The sequence below is a fragment of the Actinomadura decatromicini genome, assembly GCF_008121305.1.
Classification (GTDB): Bacteria; Actinomycetota; Actinomycetes; order Streptosporangiales; family Streptosporangiaceae; genus Spirillospora; species Spirillospora syzygii.
In genome coordinates this window covers 682,185-705,191 of the sequence record NZ_VSRQ01000001.1, presented here as the reverse complement: position 1 = coordinate 705,191, position 23,007 = coordinate 682,185, and the positions used below count along the sequence as shown (strand labels likewise).

The 23,007-nt window shown below is 72.4% G+C and carries 22 protein-coding genes; 19 read left to right on the top strand and 3 right to left on the bottom strand.

Annotated elements, in window-relative coordinates; genetic code table 11:
- Positions 1-12: 12 nt before the first annotated feature.
- The 9 genes from FXF68_RS02735 to FXF68_RS02695 all read left to right on the top strand — a co-directional run bounded on the left by FXF68_RS02735 (position 13) and on the right by FXF68_RS02695 (position 9,088).
- Positions 13-780, top strand: coding sequence for an SDR family NAD(P)-dependent oxidoreductase (locus FXF68_RS02735; RefSeq protein ID WP_222869780.1), 768 nt, complete (start codon positions 13-15; stop codon positions 778-780).
- A complete protein-coding gene (locus FXF68_RS02730; protein WP_148757297.1) occupies positions 777-1,550 on the top strand; it encodes an enoyl-CoA hydratase/isomerase family protein in 774 nt (257 codons plus the stop codon). Before FXF68_RS02735 ends, FXF68_RS02730 begins: the two co-directional genes overlap by 4 nt.
- Positions 1,551-1,588: 38 nt before the next feature.
- The gene (locus FXF68_RS02725; protein WP_187412118.1) at positions 1,589-2,104 is read left to right on the top strand and encodes a VOC family protein; all 516 of its coding nucleotides are present in this window, start codon (positions 1,589-1,591) and stop codon (positions 2,102-2,104) included.
- Positions 2,101-3,309, top strand: a complete 1,209-nt coding sequence (locus tag FXF68_RS02720; protein WP_148757296.1) for an acyl-CoA dehydrogenase family protein — start codon at positions 2,101-2,103, stop codon at positions 3,307-3,309. The genes FXF68_RS02725 and FXF68_RS02720 overlap by 4 nt, the downstream gene beginning before the upstream one ends.
- Before the next feature lie 37 nt (positions 3,310-3,346).
- Complete coding sequence (locus FXF68_RS02715) at positions 3,347-4,390, top strand: phosphotransferase family protein (RefSeq protein WP_222869779.1); 1,044 nt, start codon at positions 3,347-3,349, stop codon at positions 4,388-4,390.
- Between the two features lie 44 nt (positions 4,391-4,434).
- A complete protein-coding gene (locus tag FXF68_RS02710; RefSeq protein WP_148757295.1) occupies positions 4,435-5,976 on the top strand; it encodes an AMP-binding protein in 1,542 nt (513 codons plus the stop codon).
- Positions 5,977-6,028: 52 nt separating this feature from the next.
- A complete protein-coding gene (locus tag FXF68_RS02705) occupies positions 6,029-7,195 on the top strand; it encodes an enolase C-terminal domain-like protein (protein ID WP_148757294.1) in 1,167 nt (388 codons plus the stop codon).
- On the top strand, positions 7,195-8,154 hold the full coding sequence (locus tag FXF68_RS02700) for a ketopantoate reductase family protein (RefSeq protein ID WP_222869778.1): 960 nt from the start codon (positions 7,195-7,197) through the stop codon (positions 8,152-8,154). Before FXF68_RS02705 ends, FXF68_RS02700 begins: the two co-directional genes overlap by 1 nt.
- Positions 8,155-8,320: 166 nt before the next feature.
- Positions 8,321-9,088, top strand: a complete 768-nt coding sequence (locus FXF68_RS02695; protein ID WP_148757293.1) for a peptidoglycan recognition protein family protein — start codon at positions 8,321-8,323, stop codon at positions 9,086-9,088.
- 20 nt (positions 9,089-9,108) lie between these two features.
- Here the strand turns inward: FXF68_RS02695 and FXF68_RS02690 are convergent, their stop codons facing one another.
- Both FXF68_RS02690 and FXF68_RS02685 read right to left on the bottom strand, forming a co-directional pair.
- On the bottom strand, positions 9,109-9,732 hold the full coding sequence (locus tag FXF68_RS02690; RefSeq protein ID WP_148757292.1) for a class I SAM-dependent methyltransferase: 624 nt from the start codon (positions 9,730-9,732) through the stop codon (positions 9,109-9,111).
- A gap of 28 nt (positions 9,733-9,760) precedes the next feature.
- Entirely contained in the window at positions 9,761-10,495 is a 735-nt protein-coding gene (locus tag FXF68_RS02685) for an SDR family oxidoreductase (protein ID WP_148757291.1), read from the bottom strand.
- A gap of 251 nt (positions 10,496-10,746) precedes the next feature.
- Between FXF68_RS02685 and FXF68_RS02680 the strand changes: the two genes are divergently transcribed.
- From FXF68_RS02680 to FXF68_RS02650, 7 genes are all read left to right on the top strand, one after another.
- A complete protein-coding gene (locus FXF68_RS02680; RefSeq protein WP_187437685.1) occupies positions 10,747-12,018 on the top strand; it encodes an ABC transporter substrate-binding protein in 1,272 nt (423 codons plus the stop codon).
- Positions 12,008-12,868 (top strand): carbohydrate ABC transporter permease, encoded by an 861-nt coding sequence (locus FXF68_RS02675; protein WP_222869777.1) that lies wholly within the window; start codon positions 12,008-12,010, stop codon positions 12,866-12,868. The genes FXF68_RS02680 and FXF68_RS02675 overlap by 11 nt, the downstream gene beginning before the upstream one ends.
- A complete protein-coding gene (locus tag FXF68_RS02670; RefSeq protein WP_148757289.1) occupies positions 12,865-13,701 on the top strand; it encodes a carbohydrate ABC transporter permease in 837 nt (278 codons plus the stop codon). Before FXF68_RS02675 ends, FXF68_RS02670 begins: the two co-directional genes overlap by 4 nt.
- A gap of 2 nt (positions 13,702-13,703) precedes the next feature.
- Positions 13,704-14,753, top strand: coding sequence for an SIS domain-containing protein (locus FXF68_RS02665; RefSeq protein ID WP_148757288.1), 1,050 nt, complete (start codon positions 13,704-13,706; stop codon positions 14,751-14,753).
- A gap of 3 nt (positions 14,754-14,756) precedes the next feature.
- A complete protein-coding gene (locus FXF68_RS02660; RefSeq protein WP_148757287.1) occupies positions 14,757-16,793 on the top strand; it encodes a cellulase family glycosylhydrolase in 2,037 nt (678 codons plus the stop codon).
- Positions 16,794-16,838: 45 nt separating this feature from the next.
- Entirely contained in the window at positions 16,839-17,648 is an 810-nt protein-coding gene (locus FXF68_RS02655) for a GntR family transcriptional regulator (protein ID WP_187437684.1), read from the top strand.
- Positions 17,649-17,732: 84 nt separating this feature from the next.
- On the top strand, positions 17,733-18,572 hold the full coding sequence (locus FXF68_RS02650; protein WP_148757285.1) for a LysR family transcriptional regulator: 840 nt from the start codon (positions 17,733-17,735) through the stop codon (positions 18,570-18,572).
- On the opposite strand, the gene FXF68_RS02645 is transcribed toward FXF68_RS02650, so the two are convergent.
- Positions 18,569-19,741: an ROK family transcriptional regulator gene (locus FXF68_RS02645; RefSeq protein ID WP_148757284.1), complete on the bottom strand. Its 1,173-nt coding sequence runs from the start codon at positions 19,739-19,741 to the stop codon at positions 18,569-18,571. The two genes, FXF68_RS02650 and FXF68_RS02645, sit on opposite strands and share 4 nt — an antisense overlap.
- Before the next feature lie 120 nt (positions 19,742-19,861).
- On the opposite strand from FXF68_RS02645, the gene FXF68_RS02640 reads away from it, so the two are divergent.
- The 3 genes from FXF68_RS02640 to FXF68_RS02630 all read left to right on the top strand — a co-directional run bounded on the left by FXF68_RS02640 (position 19,862) and on the right by FXF68_RS02630 (position 23,001).
- Positions 19,862-21,730, top strand: a complete 1,869-nt coding sequence (locus FXF68_RS02640; protein ID WP_148757283.1) for a glycoside hydrolase family 9 protein — start codon at positions 19,862-19,864, stop codon at positions 21,728-21,730.
- A 147-nt stretch (positions 21,731-21,877) separates the two neighbouring features.
- Positions 21,878-22,675, top strand: a complete 798-nt coding sequence (locus FXF68_RS02635; RefSeq protein ID WP_148757282.1) for a hypothetical protein — start codon at positions 21,878-21,880, stop codon at positions 22,673-22,675.
- Complete coding sequence (locus FXF68_RS02630) at positions 22,672-23,001, top strand: winged helix-turn-helix domain-containing protein (RefSeq protein WP_148757281.1); 330 nt, start codon at positions 22,672-22,674, stop codon at positions 22,999-23,001. The genes FXF68_RS02635 and FXF68_RS02630 overlap by 4 nt, the downstream gene beginning before the upstream one ends.
- The last annotated feature ends 6 nt before the right edge of the window (positions 23,002-23,007 follow it).

Below are 23,007 nucleotides of genomic sequence, written 5' to 3'. Positions count from 1 at the left end.
ATGGAGGATCGCGTGGCGGAGCCCGATCTGTTCGATCTCACCGGGCGCGGGGTGGTCGTGACCGGCGCCTCGTCCGGGCTGGGGAGGCGGTTCGTCCGGTGCCTGGCCGGGCGCGGCGCCCGCGTGGTCGCCGCCGCGCGGCGCACCGCGGAGCTCGAAGAACTGGCGCGTGAGCTGGGCGAAGACCGCGTCCTGCCGGTGACGGCCGACGTGACGGCCGAGGACGACGTCCGCGCCCTCATCACCCGCGCCCAGGAGTGGACCGGGCGTTTGGACGCCCTCGTCAACAACGCCGGGGCGACCCATGTGAAGACCGTCGCGGAGGAGACGACCGAGGATTTCCGCCGCCTTCTGGACGTCAACCTCGTCGGCCTCTACACCTGCGCTCGATACGCCGGGCTGGCCATGGTCGAGCAGGGCGGTGGCAGCATCGTCAACATCGCGTCGGCGCTCGGACTGGTCGGCTCGAAGCGGATCCCGCACGCGGGCTATTGCGCCAGCAAGGCGGGGGCCGTCAACCTCACCCGCGAACTGGCCTCGCAATGGGCGCGGACGGGCGTCCGCGTGAACGCCATCGCGCCCGGCTATTTCGAGTCGGAGATGAGCCAAGAGCTCTTCTCCACCGACGAGGGCCGCGCGTATATCCGCCGCACCATTCCCATGGGGCGCGGCGGGCGCGCCGACGAACTGGACGGCGCGCTCGTCTATCTGTTGTCGGACGCGTCCAGCTATGTCACCGGCAGCACGCTCTCCGTCGACGGCGGCTGGACGGCGGTATGACGGGCGTGCTCGCAGAGGACGTGGACGCCGTCCGGATCCTCACGCTCGACCGTCCGGCGAAGCGGAACGCCTTCACCCTCGAATCCATGGCCGCGTTGCAGGACCGGCTGGCCGAGGGGATCGCCGATCCGGGCGTCCGCGCGTTCGTCCTCACCGGCTCGGCCGGGACGTTCTGCGCGGGTGTCGACCTCGCCGTCCTGCGGAACGCGACCGTCGCCGGGACCCACGCCAACCTCGTCGCACTCCACCGGACGGTCCGCACCCTCGCGGCGGGCCCGAAACCGGCGGTCGCGGCGGTCGAGGGGCACGCGGTCGGGGCGGGGCTGTCCCTCGCGCTGGCCTGCGACCTGGTGGTCGCCGCCGAGGACGCGACGCTCCGCTGCGCCTTCCCTCGCCTCGGGCTGATGGCCGACCTGGGCCTGCTCTGGTCGCTGCCGCAGCGGGTCGGCCACGGCATGGCCCGCCGGATGCTCCTGCTGGACGAGCCCGTGCGCGGAACCGAGGCCGCCGATATCGGCCTCGCCGACTACCGGTCGGCGCCCGGCGAGGCCCTGGAGATCGCCATGGACGTGGCCCGCGGGCTGGCCGCGCAGCCGCCGTTGGCGGTGGGCTTCACCAAGGCGATGCTCGCCGCCGGTCCCCGGGACCTGGACGGCGTGCTGCGCCAGGAGGCGAGCGACCAGGCGCTGCTGCACGGCACGCCCGACTTCCACGAAGGCTTGCTCGCTTTCGCCGAACGACGAGACCCCGATTTCACCGGCCGCCGCTGAACCGCGCCCGGCCCCCTTTTCGACATGGAGGTACGCCCGTGCCCGCTCCCGGAATCCACCACGTCGCCTACGCTTGCCGCGACCTTGAGGCGACCACGCGTTTCTACGAAGACCTGATGGGCTTTCCGCTCGTCCACACCGAGGTCGCGGCGGGGCCCAACGGCGGGTTCTTCCGCCACACCTTCCACGACACCGGCGACGGCAGTTGCATCGCCTTCTTCGACCTCCACGAGGCGGGGGAGCGGGAGGGCTGGAGTTCGGAGATCTCCACCGGCAACAACCTGCCCCGCTGGGTGAACCACATCGCCTTCAACGTCACCACCGGAAAGGTCGACGAAGTGCGAGCCCGGATGCAGGACGCCGGAGTCAAGCCCTATATGGAAGTGGACCACGACTACCTGCACTCCCTTTACTACATCGACCCGAACGGCATCATGGTCGAGCTGTGCGTCGACACGCCCGGCTTCGAGGCCGACCCGGCGGAGGCGCACCGCCTGCTCACCGCCACCCTGGACGACGTCGACCACAGCGAGCACAAGTCGATGGTGAAATGACGCCGCCGCTCACGAGCGCGTTCTCGGTCCCCGAGCACGTGGTGCCGGTGCGGAAGGCCGTGCACCGGTTCCTGACCGAGCGCGTCGAACCCGTCGAGCACGCGCTGGACTTCCGGAGCGACGAGTCACGGGAACTGCTGCGGGAATTGCAGTCCCAGGCCAAGCGGGAAGGGCTGTGGGCGCTCGGACATCCGGCCGAGATCGGCGGCGGCGGAATGCCGTTCCTCGACTACGTCTACGTCAACGAGATCCAGGGCCGCTCCGATTTCGGGCAGTACGCGCTCGGCACCTGGACGCTCCAGGACTCGCTGATGCTCAGCCGCCACGCGACCGGCGAATGCCGCGACCGGTTCCTCGACCCGCTCGTCCAGGGAAAGGGGTGGCCGAGCTTCGCGATGACCGAGCCGGACGTCGCGTCGTCCGACCCGACGCGGCTCACGACGTCCGCGCGCCTGGACGGCGATGAATGGGTCCTGAACGGCCGGAAATGGTTCATCACCGGGGCCGGGGACGCGGCCTTCACCACCGTCCTCTGCCGGACGGAGCCGGACGACGCGCCCCCGCACCGCGCGTTCTCGCTGATCGTCGTCCCGACCGGCACGCCCGGATACCGGATCGTCCGCGAGACGCCCGTGCTCGGCATCGCGAGCGGGCACTACGAGCTGACCTTCGATGACGTGCGCGTCCCCGCCGGCTACCTGCTCGGCGAGCGCGGCGCGGGGTTCGCGATCGCGCAGGAGCGGCTCGGGCCGGGGCGCATCTTCCACTGCATGCGCTGGCTCGGCCAGGCGCAGCGGGCGTTCGAGCTGATGTGCGACCGGCTCAACACCCGGACGCTGCGGGGCGCGCCGCTCGGCGAGCAGCAGCTGATGCAGCGGCACGTGTTCGAGAGCTGGGCGCAGATCCAGTCCTGCCGCCTCCTCACCCTGGACGCGGCGAGCAGGATCGACCGGGGCGGGGACGCGCGGGTCGAGATCGGCGCGATCAAGGTCGTCGGGGCGCGGATGCTGCACGACGTCATCGACCGGGCGATCCAGGCGCACGGCGCGGCCGGGCTGACCGACGACACCCCGCTGAGCCGGATGTACCGGGCGGCCCGCGCCGGACGGATCTACGACGGCCCCGACGAGGCGCACGTCGTCAACGTCGCGCGGCGGCTGCTCCGCGAGTTCCAGCGCGGAGACGGCTGGGATTTCGGGTCGTGAACGACGATCAAGCGGATGGAGCGATGGGAGGTCCAGCGTGACGATCGAGCGGGACGCCGGATGGGACGCACTCGTCCGTCCGGATCGGCTCGGCCCGGCCTTGGCGGACGCCACCGGCGACGCCGGTTGGACCGGGTTGACCGCGACTCTCGTGGCGGGCGGGAAATCGAACCTGACTTTCCTGCTGAGCGGTTCGGCGGGCGAACTCGTATTGCGCCGCCCGCCGTCCGGGGAATTGCTGCCCAGCGCGCACGACATGGGACGGGAGGCGCGGGTGCAGCGGGCGCTCGCGCCGTCCGCCGTTCCGGTGCCGCGGATCGTGCTGAGCGATGACGGTTCGATCATCGGCGCGCCGTTCTACGTGATGGAGCGCGTCGAGGGCCGCATCATCCGCGACGAACTGCCCGGCGGTTACGCCGACGCTCCCGGCGCGCGGGCGAGGCTGGCGTTCGCGCTGGTAGACGTCCTGGCCGCGCTGCACCGGGTCGACCCGCGGGCGGTCGGCCTGGACGGATACGGCAGGCCGGACGGCTTCGTCGCTCGCCAGGTCCGCCGCTGGAACGACCAATGGCTGCGGTCCCGGAACGAGCCCGTGGCCGCGGTCGAGGAACTGGGGCGCCGCGTCTCCGAAAGGATTCCGGAATCGCGGCGCGCGTCGATCGTCCACGGGGACTTCCGGCTCGACAACTGCATGATGGACGAGCACGACCCGGGACGGGTCCGCGCCGTTCTCGACTGGGAGATGTCCACGCTCGGCGACCCGCTGACCGACCTCGCCCTGCTGCTCTTCTATTGGCAGGAACCCGGCGAACCCGGATTGCGACTGACCCCGGCCGTCACCGCGCTTCCGGGCTTCCCGGACCGGGCGGAGATCGCCGCCCGCTACGCACGGCAAGCGGACGTCGAATTGGCCGATCTCGCCTTTTACGAGGCGCTCGCGCATTACAAATGCGCGGTCATCACCCAAGGCGTCGCCGCCCGCGCGCGGGCGGGCGCGATGGCGGGCCAGGAGTTCGGCGACCTCGACGGCGAGGTCCGCGCGATCGCCGAACGCGGGCTGGCCCGGCTCGACTTCCGGTGACGGCCGTGATATTCACATCAGACTTTGTGACCGGAGGCGCATTCATGGGAGACGGCGGTTTCACCGGCTCACTGGCGGACATGGCCGACCACTGGGCGCGGGTCGCGCCGGGCCGTCCCGCGACCGGCAACGCGGGCGGCAGGCGGCTCGGCTTCCGCGCGCTGGCGGACCGGTCCGCGCAGGTCGCGGACGCGCTCGGCGACGCCGCCGGGCCGGTGGCCTACCTCGGCCGCGACTCGGCGGTGTGGGCCGAGCTGATGGTCGGCGCGAGCAGGCGCGGCGTTCCGGCCGTTCCGCTGAATTGGCGGCTCGCGCCCGCCGAACTGGCGCGCGTCCTCGAACACGCACGGCCCTCGGTGGTGGTGAGCGACGCCGCTTTCCTCCCTTCCTTGGGGCTGGAAAGGGAATCCGAAGAAACGGTCGTCGTGCTGAATGGCGGCCTGGTTTTCGTCGGCGGATATGACGCCTGGCTCAGCGGGCGGCCCACGACTTTCGAGCGGCGTCCGGCCGATCCCGGCGCCACGGCCCTTCTCGTCTACACGTCCGGGACGTCGGGCCGTCCGAAGGCCGTGCAATTGACCAACGGCAATATCGCGGCGAATCTGGCGTCGTCCGCGCCGTGGGACGTCGGTCCGGGTTCGGTGGTGTGCGTGCCCACTCCGCTCTTCCACGTCTCCGGGACGGGCTGGCTCTTCTACTGCCTCGGCCGGGGCGCCCGGTCGGTCTTCCTCACCGACGCCTCGCCCGAAGGGGTGCTCCGCGTGCTGGCCGACGTCCGGGCCACGCACATGCTGAGCGTCCCGGCGGTCGTCCAGACGCTGGTCCAGAGCCCGGCCGTGGCCGACGCCGACCTGAGCGACCTCCAGACCCTCATCTACGGCGGGTCCCCGATGCCGCCCGCCGTGATCAGGGAAGCGGCGGCGGCGCTCGGCTGCGACCTCGTCCAGAGCTACGGCATGACCGAGGCGTGCGGGCCCATCACGTTCCTCGACGCCGACGACCACCGCCGCGGCGGCCCCCGGCTCGCGTCCGCCGGACGCGCCGCCGACGGCGTCGAGATCAGCGTCCGCGACCCCGCGACCGGGGCGGACGTGCCCGCCGGGACGACCGGCGAGGTCTGGATGCGCAGCGCCCTGCTGAGCCCCGGCTACCTCGGCGACGAGGGAGACGGCGAGGCTGACAATGCCCGCGCGTTCGGGCCGGACGGCTGGTTCCGCACCGGCGACGCCGGGCACCTGGACGACGGCGGCTACCTGTTCCTGACCGACCGCGTCACCGACATGATCATCACCGGCGGCGAGAACGTGTACCCGGTGGAGGTCGAGAACGTCCTCGCCGACCATCCGGACGTGGCGGAGGTCGCCGTCGTCGGCGCCCCGCACGAGCGCTGGGGCGAGACGGTCGTCGCGCTGGTCGTCGCGCGGCCGGGGACGGCGCCCGCCGGGCCCGAGCTGATCGCGTTCTGCCGCGAGCGGCTCGCGCACTACAAGTGCCCCACCCGGGTCGACATCGTCGGCGAGCTGCCCCGCACGCCGAGCGGAAAGGTGCTGAAACGCCGGCTCCGGGAGCCGTCCAGCGCGGTATGAGCGCCGTTTGAGCGCCGTTTGAGCGCGGTTTGAGCGCGGTTTGAGGAGGACAATGCAGATCGTCGACATCCGGGAAATGGCCGTTCCGCTCGAAGGGAACGTGACCAATTCCGTCGTCAGTTTCGCCGGGCACACCGTCTCGCTGGTCGCGGTGATCAGCGATGTGCGCAGGAACGGTCGTCCGCTCGCGGGAGTGGCGTTCGACTCCATCGGACGGTTCGCGCAGGGCGGCATCCTCCGCGACCGGATGATCCCGCGCGTGCTGGGCGCCGATCCCGGCTCCCTCCTCTCCCCGGACACCGGGCTGCTCGACCCCGCCCGCGTGCTGGAACGTGCCATGAAGGACGAGAAGCCCGGCGGCCACGGCGACCGCGCCGCCGCGGCCGCCGCCCTCGAACTCGCCTGCTGGGACCTGCTGGCCAAGCACGCGGACGAGCCCGCCCACGCCGTGATCGCCAAGGCGCACGGCCGCGCCCCCGACCTGACCGGCGCCGCCGTCTACGCGGCGGGCGGCTACTACCGTCCGGGCGGGGGGATCGCGGAACTGAAAGCCGAACTGCGCGGCTATCAGGACGACGGATACCCGGTCGCGAAGATCAAGATCGGCGGTGCCCCGCTCGACGAGGACCTCCGCCGGATCGAGGCCGCGATCGAGGTGACGGGCGACGGCGGCGCGATCGCCGTCGACGCGAACGGGCGGTTCGACTGGACGCAGGCGCTCGACTACGCGAAGGCGATGTCCGGCTACGGCCTCCGCTGGTACGAGGAGGCGACGGACCCGCTCGACTTCGACCTCAACCGGCGCCTCGCGGAGGCTTATCCCGGCCCCATCGCGACGGGCGAGAACCTCTTCTCCGTCCAGGACGTGAGGAACCTGTTGAACTTCGGCGGCGTCCGCGCCGACCGGGACGTCTTCCAAATGGACGCGGGCCTCAGCTACGGCCTGACCGAATACGCGCGGATGATCGCGCTGATGGAGGAACGCGGAATCGACCGCCGCTCGGCGTTCCCGCACGGCGGCCACATGATCAACCTGCACATCGTCACCGGGCTCGGACTCGGCGGCTGCGAGGCGTATCCCGGGGTGTTCCAGCCGTTCGGCGGCTACGCCCCCGGCTGCCGCCTAGCGGGCGGCCGCATTCACCCGGCCGACGACCCCGGCTTCGGCCTCGAAGCGAAACCGGGCCTGTCGGAACAGATCGCGAAGCTGGTGGCCTGATGGAGACTCCGGACCCGGCGGACACCATGAAGATCGCCGTCGTCGGCTGCGGCGCGATGGGCTCGGTCTACGCCGGGCACCTCGCCTCGGCGGGGCACGACGTCCTCGTCGTCGACCGGTGGGCCGACCACATGGCGGCCATCGCCGCGCACGGGCTGCTGGTCGCCGGGCCGGACGGCGAACTGCGCGTCCCGGTGCGCGCGTACACGGAGCCGCCGAGCGAGCAGGCCGACCTCGTCGTCCTCGCGGTCAAGGCGGCGGACGTCGCGTCCGCCACGGCGCAGGCCCGTCCACTGCTCGGACCGGGCACGGTCGTCCTCACGATCCAGAACGGCCTCGGCTCCGCCGACGTCGCCGCCGCCGAACTCGGCGCGGACCGGCTCGCCGTCGGCGTCGCGAGCGGCTTCGGCGCGTCCGTGCGGCGGGCGGGCGAGGTCCACCACAACGCGATGCGCGCGATGCGGTTCGGCGGCTACGGGACGATCGACCCGTCCGAGGTCGAGCGCGTCGCCCGCGCCTGGCGGCTCGGCGGGTTCGACGCCGAGGCGGTGTCCGACATCGCGGCGATGCAGTGGGAGAAGCTGATCTGCAACGTCGCCTACAGCGCCCCGTGCGCGCTCACCGGCCTGACGGTCGGCCAGGTCATGGACGACGAGCACCTCGGCCCGGTCAGCCGCGCCGCCGCCGAGGAGGCGTGGCAGGTGGCCCGCGCCCGCGGTGTCGGCATCTCGGTCACCGACCCGGTCGAGTTCGTCCGCGACTTCGGCGGCCGGATGCCCGCCGCGAAGCCGTCCGCGCTGCTCGACCACGAGGCCGGACGGGTCAGCGAGATCGCGTTCATCAACGGCGCGGTCCCGCGCGAGGCGGCGAAGGCCGGACGCGACGCCCCGGTCAACGCCACCCTGACCGCCCTCGTCCGCGCCCGCGAAGCCTCCTGGACGAAACCACCCCCCGCCTGACCCTCGGCCGGCGCGTGCGTCGAGGCTCCTCGGCGACGACGAACAGGCTGCGCGGCCGGGGCTGGGACGGGTGGGGTGGGGCCGCGCTTTCCCGGCGCGCCACCCCTCGGTTATCTTCGTGATCAACCCCCGGCCTGATCTTGTCGTCGTCTGGAAGGGAACCGTCATGCCGGGAGAGGCTCGGCTCACTCGCAGGGGCCTGATCGGGGGGACCGCCGCCGTGGTCGGCGGGGCGCTGCTCGGCCCGCTGTCCGGCCCGCGGGACGTCGCGTCGGCGCAGGCCGCGCCCCGCGCGTACACGCGCGCCGCCTGGGAGGCCCGTCCGCCCAAGGTCGCGGCGACCGTGCTGGACCGCGCGCCCGACCGCATCGTCGTCCACCACACCGCGTCGGCGAACACCGTCGACCCTTCGCTGGAGCAGGCGTTCGCCCTGTCCCGGTCGATCCAGAACTTCCACATGGACACGAACGGGTGGGCCGACTCGGGCCAGCAGCTCACGATCAGCCGGGGCGGCCACCTCATGGAGGGACGCAACCGCACCCTGGAGGCGGTCCGCGCCCGGCGCCACGTGGTCGGGGCGCACACCTTCGGGCAGAACGACCACACGATCGGCATCGAGAACGAGGGCACCTACATGACGGAGACGCCCACCGACGCGCTGTGGGCGAAACTCGTCCAGACGTGCGCGTGGCTGTGCGACGCCTACGGTCTCGGCCCGCACGAGGCGATCGTCGGGCATCGCGACTACAACCAGACGTCCTGCCCCGGCGACGCGCTCTACGCGCTGCTGCCCGATCTGCGCGACCAGGTCGCGGGCGCGCTCGGCGAACGGCGGACCGCGGCGCGCTCGCGTGTCGGGCCGAGCGGCCTGCCCGGACCGCGCCACACCTTCGACCACGGCCCGGCCCTCGCCCCCGGCGAACTCGCCCGCTGAGCCGTCGGCGGGCGCGACGATCAGGCCGGGCGCCGCGCCCAGAACAGCGCGTGCCCGCTGTCGCCCTCGGGGACGAACTCCCGCGAGACGACGTCTAGTCCCGCGTCCCGGAGCCAGGCGTCGTAGGTGTCGGCGTCCGCCTGGCTCCACCACATCGCCGCCGGTCCGCCGAGCCAGCCGTCCTCGGTGCCGGTCCAGGCGTCCCAGCCCGTGGTGGCGAGGAGCCAGCCGGAGGGACGCAGCCATCCGGCGATCCGCTGGAGGAGCCGGGGCTGCTCCTCCAGCGGCATGTGGATGAGGGCGTAGAGGCAGACGACGGCATCGAATGAGTTCGGCGGGAACTGGACCTGGGTCGCGTCCGCCTGCCGGAACGTCGCGGCGGGCACCAGGCGGCGAGCGCGTTCGATCTGCACTCTGCTGACGTCCACGCCGGTGACCCGGTGCCCGGCCTCGGCCAGCGAGCGGGCCACCGGCACACCGCAGCCGCACCCGAGGTCTAGCACCGGCGCGTTCGCGGCGATCCGGGCCTTGAGCGCGGTCAGCCAGGGCGCGTATTCGCCCTCGCCCGCGTCGTCGTCCCGATAATGGCGCGAAAGGACGTCGTATCCGCGCTGGACCATTCCGGTGCCGCCGTCTTCGCTCATGCCGGACGTTAACCCGGAATTCCGCCGGTCACCAAGGCACGACCCCGGCGTCCTCGAAGAACCCGCCGGTCGGGCCGTCGTCCGGGAGCGTCGCGAGCCGGATCGCGATCTGCGCGCCCTGCCGCGCGGTGCGGACGCCGCGGAACTCGTTGAGGTCCGTCGCGCAGAATCCCGGGCACCCGAGGTTGATCAGGATGTTCGTGTCGCGCAGTTCCTTGGCGTACTGGACGGTGACCGCGTTGAGGAACGTCTTGGACGGCGAATAGGCGGCCGACAACGGCCCCGTCGCGTCGAGCGCGGCGCCGGGCTCGGTCTGCCGCGTGAGGGACCCGACGCCGCTGGACATGTTCACGATCCGCGGCGACGCCGCCCGGCGCAGCAGCGGCAGCATCGCGTTGGTGACCCGGATGACCCCGATCACGTTGGTCTCCACGGCCGTCCGCACGGCCGCGAGGTCGACGGAGGTCGGCTCCTGCGGCATGCCACCGGTCACGCCCGCGTTGTTGACGAGGACGTCGAGCCGCCCGCCCCTTTCCTCCACCAACCTCGCGGCGGCGGCCACGCTCGCGTCGTCGGTCACGTCGAGCGGAACCCCGAAGGCGTCCACCCCGTCCGCCCGGAGTTTCGCCACGGCGACGTCCCGATTCCCCTCGTTCCGCGCGCCGACCCCGACACTCCACCCGAGCTCGCCGAGCCCGGCCGCGATCTCAAACCCGATCCCCTTGTTCGCGCCGGTGACCAGCGCGATCTTCTCTCCACTCATGCCTCGACCCTGCCCCGCACCCCCACGCAACCTCCAACACCGTCTAGGTGGCCCCCGATACCCGCCAGGTATCACCGCACGTCACGCGCCAGGGCGTGGCCGTGAGAAGGGATAGCCGTCCTGCTGTCCGCCGTCGGGACGGGGTGGGGCGGGGGTGTGCCCGGTCGTGGCCATGGGGGTTGACAGGGGGTGGGGAGGCGCGAACGCTAAAGCTCATAAGCTTCTAATCAATCATGCCCGGAGGGGGCGTCATGGGGCGTGGGACTCGGTTAGCGGGGAGCGGGCTGGCGGCGGTGCTGCTGCTGGGGCTGGCGGCCTGCGGGGGCGGCGGGACCGGGCGGGCCGAGGGGGCGATCACGGTGTGGGACTACTACGGCGGGTCCACGCCGATCAAGCCGGTCATCGCCGCGTTCGAGCGGGCCAATCCGAAGATCAAGGTGAAGTACGAGGCGTACGACTACGACACCATGCGGGAGAAGTACGCGACCGCGGTGTCGGCGCGGACCGCGCCGGATCTGGCCACGCTCGACATGACGTGGATCTCGACGTACGCGGCCGGCGGCACGCTCGCCGACCTGTCGAAGCTGTCCGGCGGGAAGATCAACGGGGAGCCGGTCGAGGGGCAGTACGCGCGGGGCGCCCTGGCCGCGATGAAGTACAAGGGGCGGTACGTGACCGCGCTCTACGATTTCGACGCCTATGCGCTGTATTACCGCCGTGACATCTTCAAGAAGAACGGCATCGCGGTGCCGGGGAACTGGGAGCAGTTCAAGGCGGCCGTGGCGAAGCTGGCCGCGACCGCGCCGTCGCCGGGGAAGCAGCGGTTCCAGGTGCTGCCCGACACGTTCCACTTCGCGCAGTTCCTGTTCCAGGGCGGCGGGGAGATCCTCAATGGTTCCGGGAAGTCGGCCTTTGCCGGACCGGCCGGTATAGGGGCGCTCACCTTTTACCGGGATCTGCTGAAGTCCGGCGGCGTCTACTGGGGCGAGGACCAGGGGGACACCAGCGGCATGCCCGGAATCAAGGACGGGCGGATCGCGATGTTCCTCAACGGCCCCTACATGATGGGCGTCCTCAAGGACGGCGCGCCCGAGCAGAAGGGCAAATGGGCGGTGGTTCCGGCTCCGGTCGGCGTCCAGCAGGGGAGTTATCTGGGCGGGACCGGGCTGTCGATTCCGGTGACGTCCAAGCACAAGGCGGCTGCATGGAAGTTCGCGCAGTTCCTGTTGCGGCCCGAGCAGCAGTTGCTGGTGGCGAAGCAGGCCGGGGCGGCGCCGGCGACCACGGCGGCGTTGAACCGGCCGGAGTTGACCGCGCCGGATCCGTACTTCGGGGGAGACGCGCCGTTCAAGGTCTTCCTGGCGGCGATGACCACGGCGCGGCCGTTCCCGTACGTCAAGAACTGGACCGACGTGGACAAGGCCATCTCGGACGGTGTCACGGCGGCGCTGCTCGGCAAGAAGGCACCCGATCGCGCGTTGGGCGACGCGGCGCGGGAGGTGGACGGGCTCCGTGAAGGCTGACGCGAGGTCGGCGCTGGCCGGGTACGGGCTGGTCGCCCCGGCGGTGCTGGCCGCTGTCGCGTTCCTCTACATACCGATGGCGGTGTCGGCGTACTGGAGCTTCACCGACTACAACGGCGTGGACGCGCCGCAATGGACCGGCCTCGCCAATTATTCGGACCTGGCGGGCAGCGGCCGCTTCCATCAGGCGTTCACGAACACGGTGGTCTTCACGGTGGTCGGCATGAGCGTCGGGCCCGTGCTCGGACTGGTCACGGCGCTGGCCCTCAACCAGAAGATTCGGATGGTCGGGTTCTTCAGGTCTGTGTACTTCTTGCCGGTGACCACTTCTCTGGTCGTCACCGGGACGGTTTGGAAGATGCTCCTCAATGAGAATGGCGTCCTGAACAGTGCGCTCGGGCTTTTCGGGTTGCCGGGGCATGCTTGGCTGGCCGACCCGGGCACCTCGCTGCTGTCGGTGACGGCGGCGAGCGTCTGGCAGGGGTTCGGATTCGAGACCGTGGTGTTCCTGGCGGCGCTCCAGTCGATCCCCAAGGAGCTGTACGACGCGGCGGACGTGGACGGCGCCGGGTTCTGGCCCCGGTTCCGCCACGTCACCCTGCCCGGGTTGCGGCCGTCGATCGTGTTCGTGTTCGTGTTCGGGCTGATCGGCAGCTTCCAGGCGTTCGACCAGATGTTCGTGATGACGCGCGGCGGGCCGGTCGGGTCGACCACGACGCTCGTCTACTACCTCGTCGAGCGGTTCCAGGAGCTCGACCTCGGGGCGGCGTCCGCCGTCGCCTACGTCCTCTTCGTGATCCTGGCCGCGCTGTCCTACGCGCAGCTCCGGGCGTCCAGGGAGCGCGCGTGAACCTCCGGCGGGCGGTGCTCTACCTGGTGCTCTGCGGCGTCGGGGTCACCATGGCCTGGCCGTTCTTCTGGATGGTCACGACGTCGCTCAAGCCGCCGCCGGACGTGTTCGCGTCCCCGACGAAATGGGTCCCGCACCCGGTCACCCTGGACGCGTACCGGCACGTGTTCACCGATCAGCCGTTCGGGCGGTACCTGTCCAACAGCCTGATCGTGACGGTGGTCGTCGTCGCGGCGAACGTGCTGTTCGGCACCGCCGCCGCGTACGCCTTCGCGAAGCTGCGGTTCCCGGGGCGCAATGCCATCTTCTTCGGGTTGCTGCTGACGCTGATGGTGCCGTTCCAGGTCAACCTCATCCCGCTCTACCGGATGATGGTGACGCTGCACGAATGGTCGCCCCTCCTGGGTGTCGACACCTACACCGGGCTGATCGCGCCGAACGCGATCCAGGTGTTCGGAGTCTTCCTGATGCGCCAGTATCTCCAGACGATCCCGGACGCGGTATTGGAGTCGGCCCGCCTGGACGGGGCGTCCGAGCTGCGCATTCTGCGTTCGATCGTGTTCCCGATGGCGCGGCCCGCGATGGCCGCGCTGGCGATATTCACGTTCCTGAACGCCTGGAACGACTTTCTCTGGCCGATGATCGTCACAAGCTCGCAGGACATGCGGACCCTCCCCGTCGGGCTCGCCCTGCTGGCCCGCAAGAACAACGTGAGCTGGCCCGACACGATGGCCGGCGCCGTCATCACGATCGCGCCGATGATCGCCGTGTTCGCGGTGCTGCAGCGCCGCTTCGTCGAGGGGCTCACCGCGGGCGCGGTGAAGGACGGCTGACCGTGGACGACGACTTCCACACCGAGATCACCTCGCAGCCCGCCGCGCTGGAACGCGCGGCGGCCGCCATGGCGGAGCAGGCGGCGGGGCTGGACGCGCTGCGCGCGCTGGCGACGCGGCGGCCGATCGTCCTGACCGGGATGGGCGCGTCCTACCACGCCTGCCTGGCGGCGGCGAGCACGCTGGGCCGGGCGGGCGTCCTGGCCACGACCGTGAACACCGCCGAGCTGACGCACTTCCGGATGCGCGCGCTGGCGCCGGGCACGGTGGTGGTGGCGATCAGCCAGTCCGGACGCAGCGCCGAGCTGGTGCGGCTCAGCGGCGCGCTCGACCGGCGCACGCGGCTCGTCACGATCACCAACGGGCTCGGCAACCCGCTCGCGGAGGCGGCCGACATCGCGTTCGACACCCGCGCCGGGGTCGAGCACGGCCCCTCGACCGGGACGTTCGCGGCCACGTTCCCGCCGCTCGCGGCGCTGGTCCGCACGCTCGGCGGAGAAGCCGGGTCCGGCGCGGTGGTCGAGGAGATCGCGTCGCTCACCGCCACCGCGGCCGAGCAGGCGCGGCGGGTGCTGGCCGGCGAGGCGGCGCTGACGGACGCGGTGTCCGGGTGGCTGGGCGACCGGTCCGGCGCCGTCCTGGTCGGACGCGGCACCGGACGCGCCGCCGCCGACCTCGCGGCGCTCGTCCTGAAGGAGGCCGCGCGGCTCGCCGCCGAATGCCTCGACGCCGCCGAGTTCCGGCACGGCCCCCTGGAGCTGGCGGGGCCGGAGCTGGCGGCCGCCGTCATCGCCACCGAGCCCGCGACGCGCGACCTGGACCTCGCGCTGGCCGCGGAGCTGGCCGTGCTCGGCGGCCCGGTGCTGCTGGTCACCGCCGAGGGCGCCGCGCCGTACGGCGTGACCCCGGTCGCGGTCGGCGCGGTCGATCCGCTGCTCGCCCCGGCCGTCGCCGCGATCCCGTTCCAGCTGCTGGCCTGGACGCTCGCCGTCGCGGGCGGGCGCGACCCGGGCCGGTTCACCATCGGATCGAAGATCACGACGAAGGAGTAGGGGATGGCGACGGTCCGCCGCGGGCGGCACTTCCTCACGGTCGGCGGACGCGCGCACGTCCCCGTCGGCGCGCACGTCGTCCCGCCCGAGGGACCGGACTGGCCGTGGCGGGTCGGTCCCGAGGCGTTCGCGCGGGAGTTCGGGCGGATGGCGCGGCTCGGCCTCGACACGGCCCGGATCGACGTGCTGTGGGCCGCGGTCGAACCCGAACCGGGCCGCTACGACGAGAAGCACCTGGCCGTCCTCGACGAGGTGCTCGCCGCCGCCCGCCGCGCCGGACTGCGCCTGCACCCGGCGCTCCTGGTGGGAGGCGAGGTCGGCGACGCGTTCTGGGACGTCCCCTGGCGCGGCGACCGCGACCCGCACGCCGATCCGGAACTGCGCGAACTGCAGGCCGCGCACGTCGCCATGCTCGCCCGGCGCTGGCGGGGCGACCCGGCGATCCTCGCCTGGGACCTGACCGACGAGCCGCCGTTCTGGGCCGTCACCGGCACGACCGACGACGACGCCCGCGCCTGGACGAGCGCCCTCGCCGCCGCGCTGCGCGAGGCCGACCCCGAGCACCTGGTCACGGTCGGCACCGCGTCGCAGGAGGTCGACGGCGGGCCGTTCCGCGCCGACGTCGTCGCGCCGGACCTGGACTTCGGCTGCGTCCACCCGTACCCGATCTACTCGCCCGAGCTGTATCCGGACGGGCTGCTCGACCCCCGCATGACGCACTCGGCCGCGTTCGAGACCGCGCTGGCGGCGGGCGCGGGACGCCCGGTGGCCGTGCACGAGTTCGGGGCGTCCTCGGCGCAGTACGACCCCGAGCGCATCGCCGCCTACGACCGGCTGCTCTGCTGGTCGAGCCTCGGCCGCGGCGCGGTCGGCTTCTGGGCGTGGTGCTGGATCGACGCCGAGCCCGCCGCGTACGGGCGCGTCCCGTACGCGCGGATGCCGCACGAGACGCAGTTCGGGCTGCTCGACCACACCGGCGAGCCCCGGCCGCGCGCCCGCGAGCTCGCCCGACTCGCGGCCACCCTCAGGGCCGTCGATCTCGACGCCTACGCCTCGCACGGGCCCGCGCCGCGCGCCGCCGTGGTCGTCCCGTACGAGTACGCGCGGGCCTACGACCCGGCCGGGTACGGCCTCGGCACCGCGGCGGCCGGCCCGTACGTTCCGGCCGAGCGCACCTGGAACCCCGAGCCCGACGTGAAGCCGCTGGTCCGGGCGTGGCTGAACGCGTTCGTGCTCGCCGCGCGGGCCGGGACCGCCGTCCGGTTCCCGCGCGAACGCCTCGACGAGACCTGGCCGGACGACGTGCGGCTGCTGCTGCTCCCCGCGCCGCTGGCCTCGACGACCACGTCGCTGTGGCACGTCCGGACGCCGTACTGGCGCGGCGCGCCCGCCTTCCACCGGCGCGGCGGGACGCTCTACGTCTCGCTCTCGGCCGACGTGGCGATCCCCGAGATGGAGGCCGTCGCGGGCTGCCGCATCGTCGACCGGGCACCGGCGCGCGGCACCGTCACGTTCCGCTTCACCGCTGAGTGGGGTCCGTTCCGGCCCGGCGACGTCCTCGAACTGCCCGGAGCGCCGGACGACCTGGCGACCCGCGGCGCCCGGATCGCGACCGCCGACGCCCGGACGATCGCGGTCGACGCCGACGGGGAACCCGTGCTCGTGGTCGCCGACCGCGCCGCCGGGCACACCGTCGTCTGCGCCGAGCCGGTCGAACTGCTGCTCGCCCGCGTCCCGGACGCGCACCGCCGCCACGCGGCCTGGCACGGCCTGTACGCCGGGCTCGCCGACCTCGCCGGCGCCCGCGAGGACGCCCACGCCGACCACCCCGACGCGACCACGGGAACCCTGCTCGGGCCGGAAGGCGGGCTCGTGACGGTCACCAACCACTCCGGCGCGGACGTGACGACGCGAATCCACCTGCCCGGACACGAGCGGGCGTGGATCGCCGATCCGGACGGGCCGCGTCCCGTCGACGACACGGCACTGTCCCTGGCGCCGTACGAGACCGCCTTGATGATCTGGCATCGAGGCCGCTAATAAACTTCCAATCAATGACCAGGGTGTCTTCGATCGGTGGCGCGCGTGACAACACGACCGGACCCGTTCCGCGAGGGACACGTCGAGCTGACCACCGGCCCGGTCCCGCTCCACTACCAGGTCTACCGGCACCTGCGCGACGCGCTGGCCGCGGGGCGCCTGCGCCCGGGTGACCGCCTCCCCGGCGAACGGGAGCTGTGCGACTTCTACGGGTGCAGCCTCGTCACGGTGCGCCGGGCGCTCGACGAGCTGGCCCGCGAGCGCCGCCTCGTCCGCGAACGCGGCCGCGGCACGTTCGTCACCGAGCCGCCCCTCGACCGCAACCTCGCCCTGCTCGGCAGCTTCACGGAGGAGATGCGCGCCCGCGGCCTCGATCCGAGCACCCGGGTCCTCGCCGCCGCCCGCGAGCCCGCGCCACGCGCGATCGCCGACGCGCTGCGCCTGGACGAGGGCGCCGACACCTACCTCCTGGAACGGCTGCGGCTGGTCGGCGGCAATCCGCTGCTGCTCGAGGAGGTGCACCTGTCCGCCGACCGCTTCCCCGGACTCCTCGACTTCGACCTCGCGAACGAGTCGCTGTACGAGCTCCTCTCCCAGCGGTACGGCGTCCGCCTGGAGCACGCGCAGGAGACCATCGAGCCGATCGCGCTTCCCACCCGCGAGGCCGAACTCCTCGACCAGCGCCGCGGCCGCCCCGCGCTGCTCGTCGAACTCGTCGCCTTCGACCAGGACGACGACCCGGTCGAGCACTGCCGCAGCGTCGTCCGCGGCGACCGCGCCCGGTACCACGTCAGGGCCCGGGGAGCGCGCGCCGAACTCCTCGTCCTCCCGAACGCGGAGATCACGACGCACTGACCCGCACGCTCCGGGAGCGCCCCCGGGACCTGTGCCCGCACCTGAGGTCCCGGGATGGTGCGGGTCGACGGGTAGTTTGGGGGTGTGGAGACGCGGGAGCTGCGGTATTTCGTGGCTGTTGCCGAGGAGCTGCACTTCGGGCGGGCGGCGCGGCGGCTTGGGATCGCGCAGCCGCCGCTATCGCGGGCCATCGGGCAGCTTGAGCGGCGGCTCGGGGTGATGCTGCTGGAGCGGACGAGCCGCGGCGTCGTGCTGACCGAGGCGGGGGCCGTCCTGCTTCGCGAGGGGCTGGCGGCGTTGGACGCGGTCGACGCCGCAGCCCGCCGTACCCAGCGCGCCGCCGCCGGGCGGTCGAGCTTGGTGCTGGTCACCAAGGCGGGAGCGTCCAGCGAGTTGCTGGCGAAGCTGCTCGACGCCTACGCCGCCGAGCCCGGCGCCGTCACCGTGGACGTGCAACTGTGCGGGCCCGGCGAGCAGGAGCGGTTGCTGCGGGACGGGCGGGCCGACGTCGCGCTGCTGCACCGCCCCTACGACTCGACGGTCGGGTTCGACACCGAGGAACTGGCCACGGAGGGGCAGGTCGCCGTCCTGCCCGCCGGGCACCCGCTCACCGTCGAGGCCCGGGTGCGGACGGCGGACGTCGCCGACCTGCCCGGGCTGCCGATGCCGCGCTGGCCCCGTCCCGACGGCACGTACGCGGAGGGCCCGGGTCCGGCAGTCCGTGATCATGCGCAGTTGCTCCAGCTCATCGCGCTCGGGCGGGCCTCGGCCGTCCTGCCCGACTCGGTGCGCCCGCTGCTGCGCGACGACCTCGCCGTCGTGCCCGTCGTGGACGCGCCGCGGGTCACGACGGTGATCGCGTGGCCGCCGCACAGCCGGTCCCTGGCGCTCGCCGGGCTCGTCCGGACCGCGACCGCCCTCTAGCGGACGGTGAAGAGCCGCCGCTCGACCTCGTCCAGGGCGAGGCGGGCGGCCCCGAACGCCACCGCGTGATCGCCCAGGGTCGACAGCGCCAGCGTCGGGCGGACGAGCGTCCGCCCGTGCAGGTGCCGTTCGATGGCCTCCAGCAGCGGCGGCCCGGCGCGGACGACGCCGCCGCCGATGACGACGAGGTCCGGGTCGAGGATCAGGACCAGCGGCGCGAGCCCCTCCACGAACCGCGCGGCGACCGTGTCGATGACCCGCAGCGCCGTGGGGTCGCCCGCGCGGGCGGCGGTCAGCGTCGCGCTGGCCGGGTCGTCGGGGGTGGCGTCGTCGTTGGCGAGTTCCGCGATCGCGGTCGTGCCGACCCGGCGCTCGAACGGTCCAAGCGTCGCCGCGCCGATCGGCGGGCCCTGCGCGGCGGGCAGGAAGCCGACCTCGCCGGCCGCGCCGTGCGCGCCGCGCAGCAGCCGGTCGCCGACGAGGATCCCGGCGCCGACCCGGCTGCCCCACTGCACGGCGACGACGATGCCCGCGTCGGGGCCGTCGCCGCGCCAGCGCTCGGCGAGGACGGCGAGGTTCACGTCGTTCTCCACCATCACCGGGCAGCCGAACGCCGGACGGAGCCGGTCGGCGAGGTCGATCGACGTCCAGCCGGGCATGTCGGGCGCCCGGACGACGACGCCGTGCTCGGCCTCGACGATGCCGGGCGTGCCGACGCCGACCGCGCGGACCGTTCCCGGGTCGACGCCGCCGCGGGCGAGGGTCTCGTGCACCTGCGCGCGGACGTGGGCGAGCATCTCGTCGCTGCTGTGCAGGCGGCTGCTGTCGCCGCGGTCCTCGGCGACGATGCGGCCGGTGAGGTCGGCGACGACGGCGAGGGTGCGGTGCGGGCCGATATCGATGCCGACGACGTGCGCCGCGTCCGGGCGCAGCCGGACCAGCCGCGCCGGACGGCCGGGGGAGCGCCGCCCCGACTGGTCGTCCTCGACGTACTCGACCAGTCCGTCGTCCACGAGGGACGCGACGACCTGCGCGATCGTCTGCCGGGACAGCTCCGTCCGGTCGCTCAGATCGCCCAGCCGCAGCGGCCCGGCACGATGCAGCCGGGCCAGCACGGTGCTCTCGTTGATGCGCCGGAGCAAGGCCGGTCCGCCGCCGCCGTCGATCATCTGGTCGTCCCCCTCTTGACCTTCGCCCCGAGATCACAGAATATTGCAACGTTCTTAACCAAATTACATCTGACGGTCGGACGCATCGGGGACTCCAACGGCACAAGGATGGTGCGAGGCATGCGCACACGGCACTCGAACGGCAGCGGGAACGAAGCGGGCGCGGCGCCGGAGCCGGGCGCCGAGCACGGGACCGGCGCGGGGAGCGGGCGGCGGCGGTTCCTGATCGGCGCGGCGACGGTCGGCGCCGGGTACACGGCGGCCTCGGTCGTCGGGGCCCCGGCGGAGGCGGCGGCGCCGCCGGAGCACGGCGACGCGACGACGCGGGTCTTCGCCAACAACGTCGGGTACGACCCCGGCGCCCCGAAGCGCGCCGTGGTGACCGGGCGCCGCTCGCCCGGCCGGTTCCGGCTGGTCGACGCCGGCACCGGGCAGACCGTCCACAGCGGCAGGCTCCAGCGCGCGGGCAACGTCGCGGACTGGGACGACACCACCTATTGGACGGCCGACTTCTCGCAGGTGAACCGGCCCGGCGACTACTACCTGGCGGTGGGCTCGGCCCGTTCCGCGCAGTTCAAGATCGAGGCGACCGTCCTCGAGCGCTACACGCTCGCGCACGTCGTCCGCCACTTCAAGGGCTGGCGGTGTTCGGGCCAGTTCGACAAGTTCGACCACCATCTGCCGCTCGGCAACACCGGCAAGACCTTCGACGCGCACGGCGGATGGTACGACGCGACCGGCGATTTCGGCAAACACTTCACGCAATTGTCTGCGCTCTCCTATTTCAACACGCTGCAGATTCCGCTGACCGCCTGGTCGCTGCTGATCTCCTACCGCGAACTGACCGCCCGCAAGAACGACAACTTCACCCAACTGCGCACCTGGCTCCAGGACGAGGGCCTCTTCGGCGCGGACTACATCCGCCGCGTCCACGTTCCGGGCCAGTCCTTCTACAGTTCCGTAGGCCAGCCCGGCCCGCCGAAGGACCCGGTCAAGCGCACCCTCGGCACCGCGCAGGTCAACTTCCGCGAGGGCGGCGGCGTCGCGATCGCCGCGCTCGCCATCGCGAGCACGCACGACGTCTCCGGCGACTACGAGAGCTCCGAGTACCTGGCGGCCGCCAAGGACGCATTCGCCTATCTCGACGCGAACAACGTCCGCCTCACCAACGACGGAAAGGAGAATATCCAGGACGACTACAACGCTCTCCTCGCGGCCATCGAACTGTATCGCGCGACCCAGGACGACACGTACAAGAAGGCCGCCGACAAGCGCGCCGCGAACCTCTCGGCCCGGCTCGTCTCCTGGCGCGGCTACCGCGACTACTGGCGGGCGGACGACGCGGACCGCCCGTACTTCCACCCGTCCGACGCCGGACTCCCCGTCGTCGCGCTGCTCACCTACGCGGACATCGCGGACGGGAGCGCCAAGCAGAAGGCGCTCGACGCGGTGCGCCGGTCGATGACGTTCGAGCTGGCGGTCACCGAGGAGGTCCGGAACCCGTTCGGGTACGCGCGGCAGCTCGTCCAGGACGCGACCGGCACCCGGGCCAGCCGGTTCTTCTTCCCGCACAACGTGACCCCGCGGACGAAGGACCAGTGGTGGCAGGGCGAGAACGCCCGCATCGCCTCGCTCGCGACCGCGGCCCGCCTCGCCGCGCGGCGGTTCTCCGACGACCGCGCGTTCGCGGCGAAGCTGCGCTCCTACGCGGCGGACCAGCTCAACTGGATCCTCGGCGTCAACCCCTACGACGTCTGCATGCTGGACGGCTCCGGACGCAACAACCCGCAGTACCTCTGGCTCGGGTCGTGGCAGTTCCTCCAGACGTCCGGCGGGATCGTCAACGGCATCACCGGCAAGAACGTGGACGGCAGCGGCATCGCCTGGGACGAGGGCTACGCCAAGACCGGCAAGGACGACGACTGGCGCTGGGGCGAGCAGTGGCTGCCCCACACGAGCTGGTACCTGAACGCCATCGCCCTCGGCTGACCTCCGCCCCCGCCGCACGCGAAACCCCCGCGGGCCCCTGTTCCGCGGGGGTTTCGCATGTCCGGGCGCGGCGTCCTCCCGGGCTCTTGACAGGAGAGTACTCGCAACCGCAAAGTAATCTCCATAGCCAAGAGAATCGGAGAAGAGATGCAGGAATCCCCTGCCGCCGTGCTCGACGAGATCGGGCGGCTGCGGCGGCTCACCCGGGCGCGGGTGCACGGCGCGGCGGTCCCGCTCGTCGTGTTCGCCGGGCTCACCCTCGCCTCGGCGCTGCTCTACCGGCACCCGTTCTTCCGCATGCCGCCGGAGGGCGGCACGCTCGACTTCAACAACGACCCGTTCTTCGCCCGGGGGAACGCGGGCGGGGGCTTCGCGGTCGACCCCGGCCCGGTCAGCGGCTACGCCGGGCTCTACTGGGCCGACTGGTCCGGCGCCCTGTCGGTCCTGTTCTGGCTGGTCGTGGCACCGCTGTGCTACGCGGGCTGCGCGGTCTGGTACCGGCGGCGCGCCGAGAGCATCGGCCTCGCGCTGCGCTGGCGGACCTGGCTCTACGCGGGCGCCGGGCTGATGGGCCTCATGGTGCTGCTCCTCGCCCTCCGGGAGAGCGGCCCGGACGACTTCCACGTGAACCTGGTCGACCATCCGCCGCTGATGGCCCTCAGCCCGCTGCTCGCCATCGCGCTCGGCCTGCTCGGGCTGGCGTGGGTCGAACGCAGTTGGGGCACCGGCGTAGTCGCCGTCCTGTACGGGGTGCTGGCGGCCGTGATGAGCATGTACCCGCTCGGCGAGCAGCCGTTCTGGATCATCCCGCCGTCGGGGGGCTCGATCGACCTGCTCATGGCCCCCGGCTACAACCTGCTGATCCTGACGTCGGTGCTGCTGGTCGGGGCCGCCATACTGCAACTACGCACGGCCGCACGCAGGCGAAAGGCTTCCAGGGCATGAGCGAGGGCGCTCCCCATCCGACGCAGGGGCTGAACGACACCGTCCACCACCGGAGCAGGCTCGGCATCCTCGCCGTCCTCCGCGAGGTGGACCGGGCGGAGTTCGGTTACCTCCGCGACGCGCTGTCGCTCAGCGACGGGAACCTGTCCCGCCACCTGCGGACCCTGGAGGAGGCCGGTTACATCGAGATCCACAAGGGCTACCACGGGCGGCGCCCGCGCACCTGGGTGACGCTGACCGGGGCGGGGGCCAAGGAGCTCGACCTGGAGATAGCGGCCCTGCGCGCCCTGGTCGCCCGGCTGGACGAACCCCCGCCGCCGTCCTGATCGCCC